The sequence below is a fragment of the Fructilactobacillus sp. X2R5C3 genome (assembly GCF_059901325.1).
Map to the genome: position 1 here is coordinate 114,167 of NZ_JBWXUY010000002.1, position 17,855 is coordinate 132,021.

Here is a 17,855-nt window from a genome sequence, read left to right on the forward strand (position 1 = left end):
AGGAGTGATTGTCATGGCACAATATCGTGTTGGAAGACTACAGCAGGAAATTCAAAAAGAAGTCGACGATATTTTACTTAAGCGTGTTCGTGACCCACGAGTTCAAGGAGTAACTATTACTGGTGTTGAAGTTACTGGTGATTTGCAACAAGCTACGATTTATTACAGTAGTTTATCTGACAAGAAGTCTGAACAAGAAAAGGTTCAAAAGGGCTTGGATAAAGCAACTGGTTTAATTCGAGGCGAGTTAGGTCATCGGTTAAGTATCTACGTTACTCCAGAGATTCATTTTGAACGGGATGGATCCATTCAATACGGAAGTAAGATTGATCGTTTGATTGATAATTTAAATAAAAAAAATAAGTAAAAAATTGACTGGAAATATTTATTTCCGGTCTTTTTTGCGTATATGGTACAGGAGTGAGTGAATTGGTCACTGGAATTATCCCTTTGTATAAGCCTAGGGGAATGACGAGCTTTGATTGTGTGAGTAAGATTCGACACATTATTGGACAAAAAAGAGTGGGCCATAGTGGCACACTTGATCCTAATGTAGATGGAGTTTTACCGATTTGTTTGGGCCATGCCACTAAAGTAGTTGATTATTTAATGCAATCAGGGAAGGTTTATAGTGGGTCAATTACGTTAGGTTTTTCCACTACTACCGAGGATTTAGATGGTGAAATTATTGATACTAATTTTGATTTTCAGCCAATCACAGATCAAGAAATTGACGAAGTCTTGAAATCATTTTTGGGGATTTCGACCCAGATTCCTCCCATGTTTTCCGCTGTTAAAGTGAATGGAAGAAGGTTATATGAGTACGCACGTGCTGGTATGAAAGTTGATCGGCCTAAAAGACAAATTAACGTTAGTCAATTTGTTCGTATCAATGCGAGTTCCTACAATCGTGATACTCACACCCAAACCTTTAATTTTGAGGTGAAGTGTGGAAAGGGAACTTATATCAGAACTTTGGCAACTGATTTTGGAAAAAAAGTTGGCATCCCAGCTGTGATGTCAAGTTTAACTCGGACTAAAAGTGGTGGATTTAATCTTTGCGATACAGTAACTTTTAAAGATATTAAAGAAGCCATGAATTCTAATCAAATCAATAAAGTTGTTTTTCCAATTTCACATGCTCTTAAAGATTTTAAGACTATTGTGATTAATAAAGAGCAGTGGAATCGTGTTCAAAATGGCGGTTTTTTAAGTATTGATGAGATCGCTTGTCAAGATGAAGTGATAGTTTTAAAGTATAATAATATTGATCGAGCTTTGTATTATAGAAATGAACAGGAAAATAATTATAAGCCCAAAAAAATGTTTGATTTAGATTAGAGGAAATTATGGAAGTCAATTATTTATCATACCCACTTGATAAGAACGAAAAAAATCGTCCCCAAGTCATTGCCATGGGGTTTTTTGATGGAGTTCACCTGGGACATCAAAAAGTGATTAATCAAGCTAAACAAATTGCTAAACAAAAAAAACTTCCTTTGGCAATTTTAACTTATGATCATCACCCGTCGTTAGTGTACAAGAAGTTGGATGGAAATGAAAAACGTTATTTAACCCCGCTTAACCGTAAATTACATTTATTTGAGCAACTGGGGGTTGATGTGGTCTATGTCATCAATTACAACTTTGCTTTTCAAAATCAAAATCCCCAAGAATTCGTTGATAATTATTTGATTGGATTGAATGCTGATACGGTTATAGCAGGATTTGATCATACTTATGGGGAACAAAATGCGGGCATGAAGGAGCTCCCTCAATATGCCAGGGAGCGATTTGATGTAGTCAGTGTGGCAGCTGATGAAATGGACGACAAGAAGGTTAGTTCTACTAGGATTCGTCGAAATCTTGAACAGGGACATATTCAAACGGTTAACGATCTTTTGGGATATAAATTCGAAAATGACGGAGTGGTTGTGCATGGATTTGCTCGTGGTTGTGAATTAGGCTTTCCCACTGCTAACGTTGAGTATTCGGCAAAACAGCAGTTACCCAAACTTGGGGTGTATGTGGTCCAGCTTGAAGTTAATGGTACGTGGTACAAAGCGATGGCATCAATTGGAAAAAATGAGACGTTTGGAAACGATAATCCAGTTACTTTAGAAATTAATATTTTGGATTTCGATCAAAATATCTATGGTAATCACGTCAGAGTTAGATGGTTGTCGAAAATGAGAGACGAGGTCAAATATCAGGGGCGGAAACCGTTGGTTGATCAATTAAAAATTGATGAAAGTAACACCCGATCTTATTTTAAGAAATACATTAATTCTCACCAGTAAACTTATTTCTTGACGTTCTTTAATACCTTTGGTAAGGTATAAATGTACGTTAGCACTTGATAATAAAGAGTGCTAAAAGGGGTGGTAAGAATGCTCACAAAGAGACAAGATATGATTCTAAAGTACATTGTTGATGACTATACTAACAATGGTGTTCCAATTGGATCAAAACGCTTGGCTGATCAACTCCCAATGAATGTTAGTTCGGCTACCATTCGTAATGAGATGGCAGTTTTAAGTGGTCAAAATTTGATTCAAAAAGTTCATACTTCGTCTGGAAGAGTTCCTTCAAATGAAGGATATCGATATTACATTGATAATTTGGTTAATCCTGTACTGGTTGGCAATGAAGAAAAAAGTTTGATTCATAATGCTCTGGGAGGAACATTTCAACAAATTGATGATATTGTTAAACAATCTGCTGATATTTTGTCCAGCTTGACCGATTATACCGCGATGACTTTGAGTCCAGAACAGACTAATACCGAAACTTTACAACATTTTCAACTAATTAAGTTAGCCGATCACCAAGTGATGGCAATTATGGTGATGAATGATGGGCAAGTTGAAAGTCAGCCCTTTATAACTAATCACCAAATTGATGAAGATAAGTTACTTCAAGTAACTAATTTAGTTAATGACAAGCTTTTTGGTAAGACAATTCCGGAAGTTTTAGAGGCACTTAAAAGTACAATTCCTGACGAAATTAGACACTATTTAACTTCTTCAGAAAACTTTGTTGGAGCCTTTGAATACGTCATTAATAAATCGCTTAAAGACCATTTCTTTGTTAGTGGAAGAATGAATTTATTGGATACAATGGATGATAAGAACGATCTAAAAAATATTAAGCCACTTTATTCAATGTTTGGAAATAACTCGAATATGGCAAAAATTTTAGATAATGAATCCAAGCCCATTTCAGTTATGATTGGTTCTGAGCTACGAAATGATTTATTGAAAAATTATAGTATTATCTCTGGAACTTATGATGTTGGAATTCATGGTGTTGGTAGGATTGCCGTAATTGGCCCTACCAGAATGTCTTATCCTAAGGTTTTGGGTCTAGTTGATGCGTTTAAAGATGAACTTCAGAAACGAATCAATGGATACTATGATAATTATGATAAATAAAAAGGAGGTTCAAAATGGCGAGCGATAAGGAAAAGCAAAGTAAAGATTTAGATGATAAAACGGAAAAGGTTGATGAATCGAGCAAGTCAGAGCAAGAAGTCAAAACGGACAAGAAAGATGATTCTGCAAAAAAGATTGATGAGCTAAATCAACAACTAGATTCAGTTCAAGACAACTACTTACGAGCAGAAGCTGAGATTCAGAACATTCAAAATCGAAACAAAAAAGAGCGTGCTGATTTAGCAAAGTATGGTGCACAAGATCTTGCTAAAGACGTTGTGCCTGTGATGGATGATTTAAAAAGAGCTCTTGACGTTGACGTTTCTGACGAAAACGGTAAGCAACTCAAAAAGGGGATCGAAATGGTCCAACAACATCTTGAAAAAGCTCTGAAGGATAATGATATTTCGGAAATTAATGCTAATGGAGTGGAATTTGATCCTAGTTTTCATCAAGCTGTTCAAACGGTTGCTCCAAGTGATGAACATCCAAAGGGAACCGTAGTATCGGTACTTCAAAGCGGTTATAAAATTGCTGATCGGGTCTTAAGACCAGCAATGGTAGTAGTGGCACAGTAATTAAATAGTTATTAAATATATAAAAAGAAGGTTTAAGTTATGGCAAGTAATAAAGTTATTGGAATTGATTTAGGAACAACTAATTCAGCTGCAGCCGTTATGGAAGGTAATGAACCAAAAATCATTACCAACCCAGAGGGATCAAGAACGACCCCATCAGTAGTTGCTTTTAAAGATGGCGAGATTCAAGTTGGTGAAGTTGCTAAGCGTCAAGAAATTACTAACCCAGATACTGTTGTATCAATTAAGAGTCACATGGGTGAGCAAGGTTACAAAGTAAAGGCAAACGGAAAAGAATATACTCCACAACAAATTTCAGCTATGATTCTTCAATACATTAAAGGCTATGCGGAAGATTACATTGGTGACACTGTTAGTGAAGCTGTTATTACCGTTCCTGCTTACTTTAATGATGCACAACGTCAAGCTACTAAAGACGCTGGTAAAATTGCTGGGCTTGATGTTAAGAGAATTATTAACGAACCTACGGCTGCTTCACTTGCATATGGTTTAGACAAAAAAGATAAAGATGAAAAAATCTTGGTTTATGATTTAGGTGGAGGTACTTTCGATGTTTCCGTCCTTGAATTAGGTGACGGTGTCTTCCAAGTTCTTTCAACTAATGGTGATACTCACTTAGGTGGGGATGACTTTGATAAGAGAATCATGGACTGGTTAATCGATAACTTCAAGAAGGAAAATGGGGTTGACCTTTCGAAAGATAAGATGGCTTTACAACGTTTGAAAGACGCTGCTGAAAAAGCTAAGAAAGACTTATCAGGTGTAACTCAAACTGAAATTTCACTTCCATTCATTTCTTCTGGTGAAAATGGTCCGCTTCATTTACAAACCACGCTTACACGTGCTAAGTTTAACGAATTAACTTCTGACTTAGTTGAAAAGACTAAGGCTCCTTTAGACAATGCTTTGAAGGATGCTGGACTTTCAGCTAGTGATATTGACCAAGTAATTCTTAATGGTGGTTCAACTAGAATTCCTGCTGTTCAAGAGGAAGTTCAAAAGTGGACTGGTAAAGAACCAAGTCATTCAATCAACCCCGATGAAGCTGTTGCTTTAGGTGCAGCTATTCAGGGTGGAGTAATTACTGGTGACGTTAAGGATGTTGTTTTACTTGATGTTACTCCACTATCACTTGGTATTGAAACGATGGGTGGTGTATTCACTAAGTTAATCGATAGAAATACAACCATCCCAACTTCCAAGTCACAGACTTTCTCAACTGCTGCTGATAATCAAACGGCCGTTGACATTCATGTTTTGCAAGGTGAACGTCCAATGGCTGCTGATGATAAATCATTAGGTCGATTCCAATTAACTGACATTCCTGCAGCACCAAGAGGTGTTCCTCAAATCGAAGTTACCTTTGATATCGATAAAAACGGAATTGTAAATGTTTCTGCTAAAGATAAGGGCACTGGAAAACAACAAAAAATCACCATCAAAGATTCCAATGGTCTATCAGACGACGAAATCGATAAGATGATGAAAGAAGCCGAAGCAAATGAAGATGCCGACAAGGAAAAGAAGAACAAGGTTGATCTAGATAATGAAGTTGATCAATTGATCTTCCAGACTGATAAGACATTGAAAGATGTTAAAGGCAAAGTTTCAGATGATGAGATTAAAGCCGCTCAGGATGCAGAAGACGAACTCAAAAAAGCTAAAGAAGATGGCGATACTGATGCAATGAAGACTAAAAAGGATGCTTTGAACGAAAAAGTTCAAGCATTAGCGGTTAAATTGTATCAACAAAACCAAGGCCAAGCTGATCAAGGACAACAAGGTGGAAATAATGCTAACGGTGGATCATCTAATGGAAATGATGATAATACTGTTAATGGTGACTACCATGAAGTTCATGATGATGACAACAAGTAATTGTTGCAATTGATGCTATTAACAATTGATGAAAAGCTAAAGTCAGTTTGATGGGCTTTGGCTTTTTGTTGTATTATTTGAGCTTGGAGGCGAACTAATGGCTAATAAAGATTATTACAAAGTATTAGGCGTGGACAAAAGCGCCAGTGAAGATGACATTAAGCATGCCTATCGAAAATTATCAAAAAAATACCATCCAGATATTAATAAAGCTCCAGATGCAGAGGCAAAGTTTAAGGAAATAACCGAAGCATATGAAGTTTTAGGTGACAAAAAGAAACGAGCCAATTATGACCAGTATGGTTCAGCTGATGGTCCCCAAGGATTTGGAGGCTTTGGTGGCGGAGCCGGTGCTGGTGCAGGCGGACAAGGTGCCGGATTTGGTGACTTTTCTGATATTTTCAATGATATTTTTGGTGGTGGCGGAAGACGTCGTCAAGCTGACCCAACTGCACCACGTCGTGGACGAGATTTGCAATATCAGATGACACTTACATTTGATGAAGCTGTTTTTGGGACTAAGAAGACCATTAAGTATAATCGTGAAGAAACTTGTCCGACCTGCCATGGCACTGGGGCTAAGCCCGGGACTAAACCAGAGACTTGTTCTAACTGTCATGGAAGTGGTTATGTTACTAAAACGGTTAATACCCCGCTCGGTCAGATGCAGACCCAGGAACCATGTCCCGTTTGTGGCGGCACTGGAAAAGTAATTAAAGAGAAGTGCCCAACCTGCGGCGGTACTGGGAAAGTTGAGAAACAACATTCTCTTGAAGTTACGGTCCCTGCTGGTGTTGAAGAGGGACAGCAAATGCACATGCAGGGTCAAGGTGATGCCGGTGAAAATGGCGGTCTTTATGGTGACTTGTACGTGATCTTTAGAGTTCTTCAAAGCAAATACTTTAGAAGAGACGGATCTACCATCTATTTTGATCAACCAATTTCATTTGCCACTGCTGGTTTAGGTGGAGAAATTAAAGTTAAAACCGTTCATGGTGACGTTGATTTGAAAATTCCTGCAGGCACCCAGACTGGGACGGTCTTCCGTTTAAGAGGAAAGGGTGCGCCTAAACTTCATGGAAATGGTAATGGTGACGAAATGGTAAAAGTTAAGGTTCAGACGCCAAAAAAACTTAACTCTAAACAAAAAGTTGCTTTACAAGCTTTAGCTGAAGCTAGTGGTGATACTAATGTTGAAGAAGGCAAGAATTTCTTTGATAAAATGAAAGATGCTTTTAAATAAACAAATAAAGGAGCGGTTTAATAACCGCTCCTTTATTTGTTTGTTATACATATATCGGGTTGTTATAATAATAGTAACGACTTGGACGAATTAATAATGAAAGTAGGAAAATATCGTGGATTATAAAAAAATGAAGGAAAAGCAACGCCGGACGAGAAATTTTGCTATTGTTGCTCATATTGATCACGGTAAGTCAACTTTAGCCGACCGAATTTTGGAGTTGACTGACACTGTTTCTAAAAGGGACATGCAAGATCAAATTTTGGATAATATGGATTTGGAACGGGAACGTGGAATTACCATCAAGTTAAATGCGGTTGAGTTAACTTATCATGGTAAGGATGGGATTGATTATGTATTTCATTTGATTGATACTCCCGGACACGTAGACTTTTCTTATGAAGTTTCTAGGAGTCTGGCTGCTTGTGAGGGTGCCTTACTGGTTGTTGATGCCACTCAGGGAGTCCAAGCGCAAACCTTAGCTAACGTTTATTTGGCTTTGGATGATGATCTTGAAATTATTCCTGTCATTAATAAAATTGATTTGCCTTCAGCAGAGCCCGAGAAAACTAAAAAAGAGATTGAAGATGTGATTGGATTGGATACCTCTGATGCGGTTGAGATTAGTGCTAAGACTGGACTCGGGGTTGAGAACTTATTAGAGGAAATTGTTAAAAAAATTCCTGCTCCAAAGGGGAATATTGAGGGTCCACTTAAGGCGTTGGTTTTTGATTCAGTTTACGATGATTATCGGGGCGTAGTGTTGAGTGTTCGTTTGTACGATGGAGTCGTAAAACCTGGGGATCAAATTCGCTTGATGAACAGTGGAAGTGAATATGAAGTCACAGAAGTTGGTGTTAACTCGCCGAAGCCACTTCAACGAAAGTACTTAATGGCTGGGGATGTGGGATACATTACTGCCAGCATTAAAGATATCACTAAAACACGAGTTGGCGATACAGTTACTGACGCAAACAATCCAACTGATAAAGCTCTACCAGGATATCGTGAAATGATTCCCATGGTTTATGCTGGATTGTATCCAACTGATAATGCGAAGTTTGGTGATTTAAGGGAAGCACTTGAAAAACTTAAACTAAACGATGCTTCACTTGAATTTGAGCCGGAATCGTCTGAAGCACTGGGTTTTGGATTTCGTTGTGGGTTCCTTGGATTACTTCACATGGACGTGGTTCAGGAACGTCTGGAACGCGAGTTTGGGCTGGATTTAATTACTACGGCTCCATCAGTAACTTATCATGTGGATTTAAATGATGGAAGTACACTTGAAGTTGAAAATCCATCTGAAATGCCAGATGTATCAGCAATTAAGGATATTAAGGAACCATTTGTTAAGGCTAGTATCATGGTGCCAAACGATTATGTTGGTGCTGTGATGGAAATGTGTCAAGATCGACGTGGTCAGTTTGTCACGATGGAGTATCTAGACGATGCCAGAGTGAATGTCATTTATCAAATGCCATTATCGGAAATTATTTTTAATTTTTTCGACAAATTAAAATCAAGTACGCATGGTTATGCATCACTTGACTATGAATTATCTGAGTATCGACAAAGTGATCTAGTTAAAGTGGATATTCTATTGAACGGTGATAAGGTCGATGCTTTAAGTTTTATTTCCCATAAACAGTTTGCTGCCGGCCGAAGTCGCGAAATTGTTAAAAAACTCAAGAGTATTATCCCAAGACAAAATTTTGAAATTCCAATTCAAGCAGCAATTGGCGCTACCATTATTGCTAGGACTAATATTAAAGCTTATCGAAAAGATGTGACATCTAGAATTCATACTGGTGACCCTGATCGAAGAGCGAAGTTACTTGAGAAGCAAAAACGTGGGAAAAAGCGGATGAAAGCGGTTGGAAAGGTTGATATTCCCCAAGAAGCCTTCATGGCTGTCTTACAAACTGATGAAGACCAAAAAAGCGACAAATAGTAGTTGCCGCTTTTTTGATACTAACAATTATGGGTTATAATAAGTTAAATTTGATGATTGGAAGTGAATATATGTGGATGGTAAAGTCATTTGATCAATTAACTTTGAACGAATTATTTGATATTTATCAACTGAGATGCGAGGTGTTTGTAGTAGAACAAAAGATTACTTTGCAGGATATTGATGATAATGACAAGAAGGCATGGCATGTTTTTTTGCTTAACGATCAAAATCACGTTATTGCTTATGGTCGAATATATAAACAAGATTACTATATAACTTTTGGAAGAATTGCTGTTTCTGCCGAACAACGTGGGAAACATTTGGGAACAAAATTAGTTCAGAGAGTGATGAGGGTTATTAAAGAAAAATATCCTCATAAAGAGATTATTATTGAGGCACAAAAATACGTTGAAAATTTATATGCTTCATTTGGCTTTCGACCAGAAGGAGAAGTTTTCATGGAGGGAAATGTTGAACATGTAAATATGGCCCACGAACCGCTTTTTAAATAATAATTATGATATTTTAAAAATTAAAATTTATTATTTTATTTAGTATTAAAAACCACTATTATAGAATAGTGGTTTTTTAGTTTAAATGATATTATTCTTTCCGTTAATTGTTAATAAATTTCATGAAATGCCGGTATTATGATTATGAAAATCATTAGTTAATGTTATGGATTACACAATTGGATTGAGTACACTAATGAAGTGATATGACTAACTCTTCCAACTATCAAACGAAAGGGTTCTTTGTTTTTAATTATGAATTGCCACTATTAATCCCGTTGTCATGGGTGTTAAGATATGTGATATGGGAAACAATATAATTGTAAAAATTTCTTAGAAAAATTTTTTATAAGATAAAAATTGCTTTATGATTAGTCTTTGTGTTCTCTTATAAGGAGTATATTTTGATATTTTTTACTTATATACTTGATTAGTAACAGCTAATATAATATACTGTAAAAGTAAGGTAAAGATTAAAGAATTCACGCCAGGGGATTTGAATGTACAAAAAAAGCACTCAAATAGAGTGCTTTCTACGATTAGAGAGGTTCAAGAACTGTAGCATAGTTATGAGAAGTAACAATCTAATAAGTAAAGATCTATGAAATAAAAGAGCACACGTGTCTAAGACTAATAAGCAGTAGGAGTGGAAAGCCTTAGCTGATGTGAATGTTGAGAATGTGACAGAAATTTATTACCTCTCTAATCTACACTCTATATTTAATCACACTTTACGAAATTTTACCAGGGAATTCTCATAATTATGATGCTTATTTACCAAAGAAGTACTATCTGTTAGGTAGTACTTCTTTTTATTTTGGAATTGCCATGAACACAACCGTATTATTTGATGGGAATGAGTTCTTTTCACCGAATTCATCAAAGGAAATACTTTCACCAGGAGCTCCCAATTCATGTTTAGCGTCTTTTGTAATGGTTAAAAGATGTTCATGATCACGATCAATATCGTCAAGGGTGACGGCGTCTAATTCTACTTTTTCACCAGATGGCATTTTTACGGTAACTTTTCTAAGATCATGAACTCCATCGGCTTTGATTGCAAATGGGACATTTACTAGCATGTTATTTCCTCCTTTATACTTCATTATTCATTATACATATTTTTTGTTTGCATTTACAATATCTTTTATATTTTATAAATGATACATTTATCTTAATTTGTCACACTTTGAATTTTTTTATCAATTTCTCTCTTAGGATCGAATAAAAAATGAAGCTATAAAAATAAAAAAATTTTTTTATGGACCAATGTTGGGCCAATTTATAAAAGTTAGGGTTGTTAGCAAATTTGTTTAGAGATTATAAGTGTGTAATGATGAAAAGTGAATTCAAATTTGTCGAAGGGATGATTATTTATGTCAGAGAAAAACAACATTGCGGCTTATGACATATTAAAGCCTAATTGGTATGTCAATCAGATGAAAGGTTGGAGCTTTAAAAGCTATTTGTTGCTCCTATTTGGTTTGGGAGTCATTGCTGGATCAACTGTCACACAACCACTTTCGTTTATTGCGATTATGACGATGTTAGCGGGGATGCTCGGATTTACTACTACCATTTCAATTACTAATACGAAACCATTAAATGGAATTTTTGGTTTGATTAGTGCTTTGATTTATATCTATGTTGCATTCACTGCTAAGAATTACAATGATATTATTCTCCAAACTACATATATTGTACTTTTGGATATTCCGGTCTTGTTAATTCCTAGTTGGGCTACTAATGTTGATGAACATATTAAGAAATTGACTGTTAAGGGTAACCTTAAAAAAACGTTTATGAATTGGGGGTTGACAGCTCTTTTCTTTGTTGTAGTATTAGGAGCTTTATATGCCTGGGAGCATGGATACAGTGATAGCCCTCGTCCTTTTGTAGATAGTTTTGCGGCCACAATTGGAATTACTGGTGCTTTACTTACGACTTTAAGGTTTCGGGATACTTATTATTTCTGGCTTGCCCAGGGGATTTTCTCGATTATTCTGTGGGGCATTACTGCATATCAGGGTGGTGCCAATTGGACGTTATTCTTAACTTACATTTTGTACTTATGTAATGACTTGTTAAGCTTCTTTGACAAAAACATTGCATGGTTCCATACGAAACCAACCAATCATTAATATTTAAATTGAAAGGACAGTGACTAGATGGTCACTGTCCTTTTTTTATGATTTGGTACTGTATCCAGTTTGATAATTAATATTGTATCCTGGCTCGACGTTAAAAATGTACACGTTAAAGTGAATTTGATTACTTCCGACTGATTGGGCTCTCATTTGGACACCACGACTAAGTAATTCATTATTTCGATAAATCGGAGTGACCTGATATCTAACGTAGTTATTTGGATTTTCTTTTAGATAAGTAGCAATATCATCCTCATGATAAAGCATTAATGGGGAATTTAACGTCCTTGTCCCAGTTATTAAGTTTTTGGGATTATTGTTTTCACCACATAGTTGGTAACCAATCAGATGACTTCGGTTATATAACCAACCACTGTTGGTGTGTTTATTGTGCCATCCAGTGGGATTAAAGGTAAGTGGTTCACGTTTCTTAGTGGGCATTGTTTTAACGTTTAACATACCGTTAGCATCGGTGGCTCGATTAAGATGATCAAGGTTACTAAATCGTAACCAGGGGCGTTCATTACGCAATTCTTCAGTAGAAAAATTAGGATTATTGTGATCAACTTCTACTTCTTGATTTCCGTCGTAATTTAAGTCACTTAATTTTAAATCTGGTGCATGCTTCAATTGGTATTGAAGTTTTTTAAGCTTTGATCTTTTAGTGTCAACTTGCCCTTGAAGTTGATTAATGCTTTTTTCAAGTTGCTGGGTACTTTCATTATCATGGGGGCTTTTATGTTCTTTTGAATTGGTTTGTTGTGAACATCCAGCAAGTAATAAGGATAATACCATGATTGGAAATAGCAGGAACTTTTTCATCGTTTAGCCCTCCGATATCCAGCTGCTTGTGCGTCTGCCTCCGAATTAAAGTAGATGACGTTTTGGCTGTTAATTTTGTAACCCGTTTGGCCAGGGACATGATAAATGTGTGAATTTTTATTTCCAACGATTCGCTGAGCGTTTGAAGTATTGATGTCATTGCTATTACTTTGATCTTGATGCTTTGGTGTAGGTTTTGTTTTTAAGGTATCGGAGTCGTTTGTTTTGACATTTGAGACTGGGTTAATCGATACATATCTACTGTTTAGATCATTTTCCGTATGATTGATTTGTTTTGATAGTTGTTGATTCTGTTCAATGAGTGCTTTTTTCTGGGAAATTAATTCTGATCTACTAGATTTTGAAGCAGACAGAATTACTGCCGGAGTAGTGAATAGTAATGAGGTACAGCCGATTAATATTATTGCTTTCTTGATTCGATGCATGGTTATTATGCTCCGTTTCTACTTAATATAATTAGAATATCATAAAAAATAAAAGCAAAAAATTATATTTACAAAGCAAATGAAAGATAGTAATATTTAATACGAACAGATGTTCGGGTAGGTGATATTTTGAATTATGATGATGAACCTCATGGTGTTTACTTTTTCATTGATAATAAGTCTTTTTATGCAAGTTGTGAGAGTGTTAAACGTGGACTTAATCCACTTCGTTCGATTTTGGTGGTTATGTCGGAACAAGCTAATACAAATGGCGGATTAATACTGGCAGCTTCTCCTATGGCAAAAAAGTTATTTGGGATTAGCAACGTTAGTCGTCAGCGTGATCTTCCTGATGATGAAAGGTTGTTGATTGTTCCTCCACGAATGAACTTATACATTAAAAAGAATCTACAAATTAATGATATTTTTGCTGAATTTACTGATGAACATGACATTTTGCCATACTCAATTGACGAGTCATTATTGGATATGACTCATACTTGGAGATTGTTTGGTAGTAGTTTGAGGGAAGTGGCTCTTAAAATTCAAGAGGAGGTCAGAAGCCGTTTAGGACTGTATACAACGGTTGGGATTGGTGACAATCCCGTTCAAGCTAAGCTAGCGTTAGACGTTTATGCAAAGCATGATTACGACCTGATTGGTGAGATTCATTACGAAGATGTTCCTGATAAGATTTGGAATATCAATAGATTAACGGATGTTTGGGGAATTGGAAAAAGAACAAAAGTCCATCTAAAGCGACTTCATATTAATAATATGTATGAATTGGCGCATGCTAACCCGTATCTGTTGAAAGAAAAAATGGGAGTCATTGGATTACAGCTATTTGCCACTGCATGGGGAATTGATCGAAGTAACTTGAGACAACCCCTGCATACTAAAGAAAAAAGTTACAGTAATTCTCAGGTACTTCCACGTGATTACGTTAAGCGGGATGAGATTGAAGTTGTTATTAGAGAAATTGCGAGTCAGGTTGCTTCACGAATTCGTAATCATGGACTGCAAGCCGGATGTGTGACGTTATGGGTTGGCTTTTCTTTTTCAATAAAACAGCTTATTGGTAGCAATGGTTTTTCTCAGTCAATGAAAGTTGAACCAACAGATGATGATCATGACCTTGGTCGTTATTTAATTGAATTGTTTGAAAGAAACTGGCACGGTGAAGTTGTGCGAAATATTGGAGTTGACTACAGTCATCTCTCAAATAAGGTTGGAGAACAATTAAACCTATTTAAGGATAATCAAAATATGATTAAGCAAAATGTGTTAAATAAAACCGGTGATCAAATTCGAAAACGGTTTGGTAACACGGCTTTATTAAATGCCAATAGTTTGTGTGTCGGTGCTACCGCAATTTCAAGATCTAATTTGGTTGGCGGACACAATGGAGGCAATTCTTATGAGTAATGATGTGATTTTTATTGGGAATCAAGTTTTATCCCATATTAATCATCTATTTTTGCGAATTCCTAAGACCCGCTACTGGATGATGATTGTTAATAACACTTTTGATAAAGAGTACGATTGGTTTTTGAGTTCTAAGAAGAAGTATCAACAGGAGCGATCGCAACCAATCTATGTTATTTCTGATTACGACTTGGAACTTTTAGAAAAGGTAGTTAACTATGTAACTGAATATAACCTGTTAACCATTTATTATCGTAATTTTGATGACATGGTTTGGCCTGATTCACAGAAGAAAATTCAAGATTAACTTAAAGTTAGGAGAACGTTATGAACGAAGAAGCTGTACATGATTTTTTTAAGTTTGATTATCATGATCGTGGGATTAAAAAATGGCAGGGTTATTTTTTATCAGATCATACCAGTAAACTAAATCAAATAAAGAAAGAAAAGGATAATGAGCAAACCAGAAAATTAGATGATCAGATGGATCACTCAAAAATTGATGAAATTCTGCACAAATCGTTTGTCAGTCGACTGAGAGTGGAACTACAGTATGCTTATTATGACAAAAACGAACTAAAAGTGGAACAAATTATCGGTAGGATGAAAGGGTATTATAAGAACTTAGTAATTGTGGGAGACCAAATTCTTAAATGGAATGAAATTGTGAGTGCTAAATTAATAAAATAAACTAGGATGATGGCTTTATTATTTATCATTAATGTCTTACAATGTAGTTGTTAGAGATTTCACATATGGTGAAAAATATATCATAAGGAGAATTATTATGGCACTTAGTAATTACTTTACCGGCATCCAACATGTTGGTATTCCAGCAAAAGATTTAGATGAAACGATTGATTTTTATAAGAAGTTAGGTTTTGATAAAGCTGGTCAATTCATGTATCAAGGAAATCGTTGTGCTTTTATGAAGTATGGCAATTTAATGATTGAGACATGGGAGGGCGATCCAGTTGCTGATAAAGATGGCGCTATTAACCATATCTCATTAAACACTACTGATGCTGACGCAGCGTTTAAAGAAGCTAAGAAAATGGGCTTAGATGTTCAGGAAGATGAAATTGATACTCGTCCATTCTGGGATAAGGGAATTCGTTTCTTTAACATTTATGGGCCTAACCACGAAAAAATTGAATTCTGTCAAATTGTTTAGTTTATAGTTTGAATGTTTATATTAAGACGTGGCGATACACGTCTTTTTGTTTGCTGGAAGTTAGATGCTTGCCAATTAAATATATCTCCATTATGATATAGACTAAAGGTTTTAAGAACGAGTTTTATTAAAAATATGAGAGGAGGATGAATATGTTAGATCAAACTAAAAGATTTTTGCGCGATCAAGGATATCATTACAAAAAAACATATATCAGACCGTTAATTACTCCAGATAACGTCTATGTATTTCGCTTCGGTAAAGATAATTTAAATAATCGGCTCATTATTCGTTATGGCCATGGATGGACAGGGCGACAAAGAATTAAGGAAATTGATCTTCGATTGCATAAACAAAAGCATCCTCGGATTTTTAAGACAGAACGAGGATTGCTTAAGTATTTGGCTGGTCATTTGAAACAACACGAGCAGAAGCTTAAAAAAATTGAGGACAATAAAAATAATGCATCCAATTAACGGGTGCTTTTTTTATAAAAAGAATGAGGGGTAACAATGAACTTAGTCGAGATTTCAGTTGAAACCAGTCACGAAGCAGTTGATGCGGTCGCTAATATTTTAATGGACTTTGGAGCAAATGGAGTTCAGATTAATGATAGAAATGATTATGAGGTTTTAAAACGAGAATCTAATTGGGATCAGTATGAATTGGGAGATTCTAAAGCTGATAACGATCTAGTTAACGCTAAAGTAAGTGCTTATTTTCAGGATGATATTGAGGTAGATGCGACCGTAAAAAAGATTCATGAAAAAGTTGCTGATTTAACGCGGTTCGGTTTGAATCCTGGTAAAAATGTGATAAATGTTCATGATGTAAAAGATGAGGATTGGGCGACATCCTGGGAAAAGTATTATCATCCAGAACGGGTGACACGATTTTTAACCGTTGTCCCAAGTTGGGAAGACTATGATGTCAAAAGCTCTGACGAGTTGATGGTAAAATTAGACCCTGGAATGGCATTTGGAACCGGCACCCATCCTACTACTAAACTTGCCATGCAAGCACTTGAGATTGTTATTAGAGGAAACGAAAGAGTGTTTGACGTTGGAACTGGATCTGGAGTGCTATGTATTGCAGCGAGGAAACTTGGTGCTGGCAATATAAATGCTTATGATGTCGATAAGGTGGCCGTTAAATCAGCTGAAAAAAACATTGAATTAAATTCTGGGATGGAGGGAATCAACGTTAGTGTTAATAATTTGTTAAATGGAATCGATGAAAAAGCAGATATTGTGGTAGCTAATATTTTAGCTGAGATTATCATTCCGTTAATCCCGCAAGCAGAACAATGTTTAAATGAAGGTGGCGTGTTCATTACTTCCGGTATTATTGCCGATAAATTAGAGCTAGTGATTGACGCGCTAAAAAAACATCATTTTAAGGTTGATCAAGTTTTAAGTATGGATGATTGGCGATCAGTAATTGCAAAGAAAGATATTGAGGTTAATTAATTGCAACACTACTTTTTAGATAAGCCACTAAAAGTGGGTCAAATTGTTAAACTTCCAAACGATGTGACACATCATTTTGTTGGGGTTATGAGAGCAAAAGCTGGAACCAAGGCGGAGTTTGTTTCTAGCCAAAATATTATTTATATTGGGGAATTAGTTGATGAAAAGTCCTCAACAATTAAGATTGTTGATGTAACTAGTCAAAATACTGAACTTCCGGTTAAAGTAACGATTATTTGTGGAATCCCGAAGGCGAGCAAAGCCGACCTCATCACGCAAAAGGCAACCGAAATGGGGGTCAGTGAGATTATTTTTGTGCCTACTGAGTGGTCAATTGCTAAATGGGGGAATAAGGCACCTAAGAAGATTAAGAGACTTCAAAAAATCGCTCAAAGTGCTGCCGAACAATCTCACCGAAATGTTATTCCAATGGTGAAGTACACCGATTCAATCACTACGGTAAAAAAACTTAGTAGTGATCAAAAAGTTGTGGCCTATGAGGAATCGGCTAAACAGGGTGAAAACAGTAAATTGTATGAATGTGTGTCGAAAATGAAGCCTGGCAAAAGCTTGACCGCTTTTTTTGGACCTGAAGGTGGAATTTCACTTAAAGAAATCGAACAATTAAAGCAAGATGGTTTTGTTCCCGTCGGATTGGGGCCGAGGATTTTGCGAACTGAATCAGCGCCTTTATATTTTTTATCAGCCGTTTCAACTATATTAGAATTAAAACAAGGTGAGTAGGA

At 36.1% G+C, this 17,855-nt stretch carries 20 protein-coding genes; 17 read left to right on the forward strand and 3 right to left on the reverse strand.

All coding sequences use genetic code 11. From position 1 onward, the window contains the following. Positions 1-13: 13 nt before the first annotated feature. From rbfA to AC6UDE_RS03615, 9 genes are all read left to right on the forward strand, one after another. Positions 14-367, forward strand: coding sequence for a 30S ribosome-binding factor RbfA (rbfA, locus tag AC6UDE_RS03575; RefSeq protein ID WP_500693838.1), 354 nt, complete (start codon positions 14-16; stop codon positions 365-367). Positions 368-429: 62 nt separating this feature from the next. Continuing rightward, a complete protein-coding gene (gene truB / locus AC6UDE_RS03580) occupies positions 430-1,341 on the forward strand; it encodes a tRNA pseudouridine(55) synthase TruB (RefSeq protein ID WP_500695581.1) in 912 nt (303 codons plus the stop codon). 8 nt (positions 1,342-1,349) lie between these two features. Continuing rightward, positions 1,350-2,300 (forward strand): riboflavin biosynthesis protein RibF, encoded by a 951-nt coding sequence (gene ribF, locus AC6UDE_RS03585; RefSeq protein WP_500696630.1) that lies wholly within the window; start codon positions 1,350-1,352, stop codon positions 2,298-2,300. A 90-nt stretch (positions 2,301-2,390) separates the two neighbouring features. After that, positions 2,391-3,434 (forward strand): heat-inducible transcriptional repressor HrcA, encoded by a 1,044-nt coding sequence (hrcA, locus tag AC6UDE_RS03590; protein WP_500693835.1) that lies wholly within the window; start codon positions 2,391-2,393, stop codon positions 3,432-3,434. Further along, complete coding sequence (gene grpE, locus AC6UDE_RS03595) at positions 3,431-4,012, forward strand: nucleotide exchange factor GrpE (RefSeq protein ID WP_500696779.1); 582 nt, start codon at positions 3,431-3,433, stop codon at positions 4,010-4,012. Before hrcA ends, grpE begins: the two co-directional genes overlap by 4 nt. Positions 4,013-4,051: 39 nt before the next feature. After that, positions 4,052-5,911 carry a molecular chaperone DnaK gene (gene dnaK / locus AC6UDE_RS03600; RefSeq protein ID WP_500693834.1) on the forward strand — a complete coding sequence of 620 codons (1,860 nt, stop codon included), beginning with the start codon at positions 4,052-4,054 and terminating at the stop codon, positions 5,909-5,911. A gap of 97 nt (positions 5,912-6,008) precedes the next feature. After that, on the forward strand, positions 6,009-7,154 hold the full coding sequence (dnaJ, locus tag AC6UDE_RS03605; RefSeq protein ID WP_500696631.1) for a molecular chaperone DnaJ: 1,146 nt from the start codon (positions 6,009-6,011) through the stop codon (positions 7,152-7,154). Between the two features lie 115 nt (positions 7,155-7,269). Further along, positions 7,270-9,108, forward strand: coding sequence for a translation elongation factor 4 (gene lepA, locus AC6UDE_RS03610; RefSeq protein WP_500693832.1), 1,839 nt, complete (start codon positions 7,270-7,272; stop codon positions 9,106-9,108). A 29-nt stretch (positions 9,109-9,137) separates the two neighbouring features. Beyond that, positions 9,138-9,623: a GNAT family N-acetyltransferase gene (locus tag AC6UDE_RS03615; RefSeq protein ID WP_500695587.1), complete on the forward strand. Its 486-nt coding sequence runs from the start codon at positions 9,138-9,140 to the stop codon at positions 9,621-9,623. Positions 9,624-10,435: 812 nt separating this feature from the next. On the opposite strand, the gene AC6UDE_RS03620 is transcribed toward AC6UDE_RS03615, so the two are convergent. After that, on the reverse strand, positions 10,436-10,705 hold the full coding sequence (locus AC6UDE_RS03620; RefSeq protein ID WP_500696632.1) for a hypothetical protein: 270 nt from the start codon (positions 10,703-10,705) through the stop codon (positions 10,436-10,438). Positions 10,706-10,999: 294 nt separating this feature from the next. Here AC6UDE_RS03620 and pnuC point away from each other — a divergent pair, with 294 nt between their 5' ends. Next, on the forward strand, positions 11,000-11,764 hold the full coding sequence (pnuC, locus tag AC6UDE_RS03625; protein WP_500693829.1) for a nicotinamide riboside transporter PnuC: 765 nt from the start codon (positions 11,000-11,002) through the stop codon (positions 11,762-11,764). A 45-nt stretch (positions 11,765-11,809) separates the two neighbouring features. Here the strand turns inward: pnuC and AC6UDE_RS03630 are convergent, their stop codons facing one another. Both AC6UDE_RS03630 and AC6UDE_RS03635 read right to left on the reverse strand, forming a co-directional pair. Next, positions 11,810-12,592 carry a DNA/RNA non-specific endonuclease gene (locus tag AC6UDE_RS03630; protein WP_500695589.1) on the reverse strand — a complete coding sequence of 261 codons (783 nt, stop codon included), beginning with the start codon at positions 12,590-12,592 and terminating at the stop codon, positions 11,810-11,812. Beyond that, positions 12,589-13,038: a sunset domain-containing protein gene (locus tag AC6UDE_RS03635; protein WP_500696633.1), complete on the reverse strand. Its 450-nt coding sequence runs from the start codon at positions 13,036-13,038 to the stop codon at positions 12,589-12,591. The genes AC6UDE_RS03630 and AC6UDE_RS03635 overlap by 4 nt, the downstream gene beginning before the upstream one ends. Before the next feature lie 129 nt (positions 13,039-13,167). Here AC6UDE_RS03635 and AC6UDE_RS03640 point away from each other — a divergent pair, with 129 nt between their 5' ends. The 7 genes from AC6UDE_RS03640 to AC6UDE_RS03670 all read left to right on the forward strand — a co-directional run bounded on the left by AC6UDE_RS03640 (position 13,168) and on the right by AC6UDE_RS03670 (position 17,853). Further along, on the forward strand, positions 13,168-14,466 hold the full coding sequence (locus AC6UDE_RS03640) for a Y-family DNA polymerase (RefSeq protein ID WP_500696634.1): 1,299 nt from the start codon (positions 13,168-13,170) through the stop codon (positions 14,464-14,466). Next, positions 14,459-14,773: an acetyl-CoA carboxylase gene (locus AC6UDE_RS03645; protein ID WP_500693825.1), complete on the forward strand. Its 315-nt coding sequence runs from the start codon at positions 14,459-14,461 to the stop codon at positions 14,771-14,773. Before AC6UDE_RS03640 ends, AC6UDE_RS03645 begins: the two co-directional genes overlap by 8 nt. Before the next feature lie 20 nt (positions 14,774-14,793). After that, the gene (locus AC6UDE_RS03650; RefSeq protein ID WP_500696635.1) at positions 14,794-15,156 is read left to right on the forward strand and encodes a hypothetical protein; all 363 of its coding nucleotides are present in this window, start codon (positions 14,794-14,796) and stop codon (positions 15,154-15,156) included. A 97-nt stretch (positions 15,157-15,253) separates the two neighbouring features. Continuing rightward, a complete protein-coding gene (locus tag AC6UDE_RS03655; RefSeq protein ID WP_500693823.1) occupies positions 15,254-15,640 on the forward strand; it encodes a VOC family protein in 387 nt (128 codons plus the stop codon). Between the two features lie 152 nt (positions 15,641-15,792). Then, positions 15,793-16,116 carry a hypothetical protein gene (locus tag AC6UDE_RS03660; RefSeq protein WP_500695594.1) on the forward strand — a complete coding sequence of 108 codons (324 nt, stop codon included), beginning with the start codon at positions 15,793-15,795 and terminating at the stop codon, positions 16,114-16,116. 36 nt (positions 16,117-16,152) lie between these two features. Then, positions 16,153-17,109 (forward strand): 50S ribosomal protein L11 methyltransferase, encoded by a 957-nt coding sequence (prmA, locus tag AC6UDE_RS03665; RefSeq protein ID WP_500696636.1) that lies wholly within the window; start codon positions 16,153-16,155, stop codon positions 17,107-17,109. Further along, positions 17,110-17,853 (forward strand): RsmE family RNA methyltransferase, encoded by a 744-nt coding sequence (locus tag AC6UDE_RS03670; RefSeq protein ID WP_500696637.1) that lies wholly within the window; start codon positions 17,110-17,112, stop codon positions 17,851-17,853. Positions 17,854-17,855 lie beyond the last annotated feature (2 nt).

Coding starts and splice junctions, on each gene's coding strand:
- rbfA (WP_500693838.1), top strand. CDS start 14: ATGGCACAATATCGTGTTGGAAGACTACAGCAGGAAATTCAAAAAGAA.
- ribF (WP_500696630.1), top strand. CDS start 1,350: ATGGAAGTCAATTATTTATCATACCCACTTGATAAGAACGAAAAAAAT.
- hrcA (WP_500693835.1), top strand. CDS start 2,391: ATGCTCACAAAGAGACAAGATATGATTCTAAAGTACATTGTTGATGAC.
- dnaK (WP_500693834.1), top strand. CDS start 4,052: ATGGCAAGTAATAAAGTTATTGGAATTGATTTAGGAACAACTAATTCA.
- dnaJ (WP_500696631.1), top strand. CDS start 6,009: ATGGCTAATAAAGATTATTACAAAGTATTAGGCGTGGACAAAAGCGCC.
- AC6UDE_RS03615 (WP_500695587.1), top strand. CDS start 9,138: ATGGGTTATAATAAGTTAAATTTGATGATTGGAAGTGAATATATGTGG.
- AC6UDE_RS03620 (WP_500696632.1), bottom strand. CDS start 10,705: ATGCTAGTAAATGTCCCATTTGCAATCAAAGCCGATGGAGTTCATGAT.
- pnuC (WP_500693829.1), top strand. CDS start 11,000: ATGTCAGAGAAAAACAACATTGCGGCTTATGACATATTAAAGCCTAAT.
- AC6UDE_RS03630 (WP_500695589.1), bottom strand. CDS start 12,592: ATGAAAAAGTTCCTGCTATTTCCAATCATGGTATTATCCTTATTACTT.
- AC6UDE_RS03635 (WP_500696633.1), bottom strand. CDS start 13,038: ATGCATCGAATCAAGAAAGCAATAATATTAATCGGCTGTACCTCATTA.
- AC6UDE_RS03645 (WP_500693825.1), top strand. CDS start 14,459: ATGAGTAATGATGTGATTTTTATTGGGAATCAAGTTTTATCCCATATT.
- AC6UDE_RS03650 (WP_500696635.1), top strand. CDS start 14,794: ATGAACGAAGAAGCTGTACATGATTTTTTTAAGTTTGATTATCATGAT.
- AC6UDE_RS03655 (WP_500693823.1), top strand. CDS start 15,254: ATGGCACTTAGTAATTACTTTACCGGCATCCAACATGTTGGTATTCCA.
- AC6UDE_RS03660 (WP_500695594.1), top strand. CDS start 15,793: ATGTTAGATCAAACTAAAAGATTTTTGCGCGATCAAGGATATCATTAC.
- prmA (WP_500696636.1), top strand. CDS start 16,153: ATGAACTTAGTCGAGATTTCAGTTGAAACCAGTCACGAAGCAGTTGAT.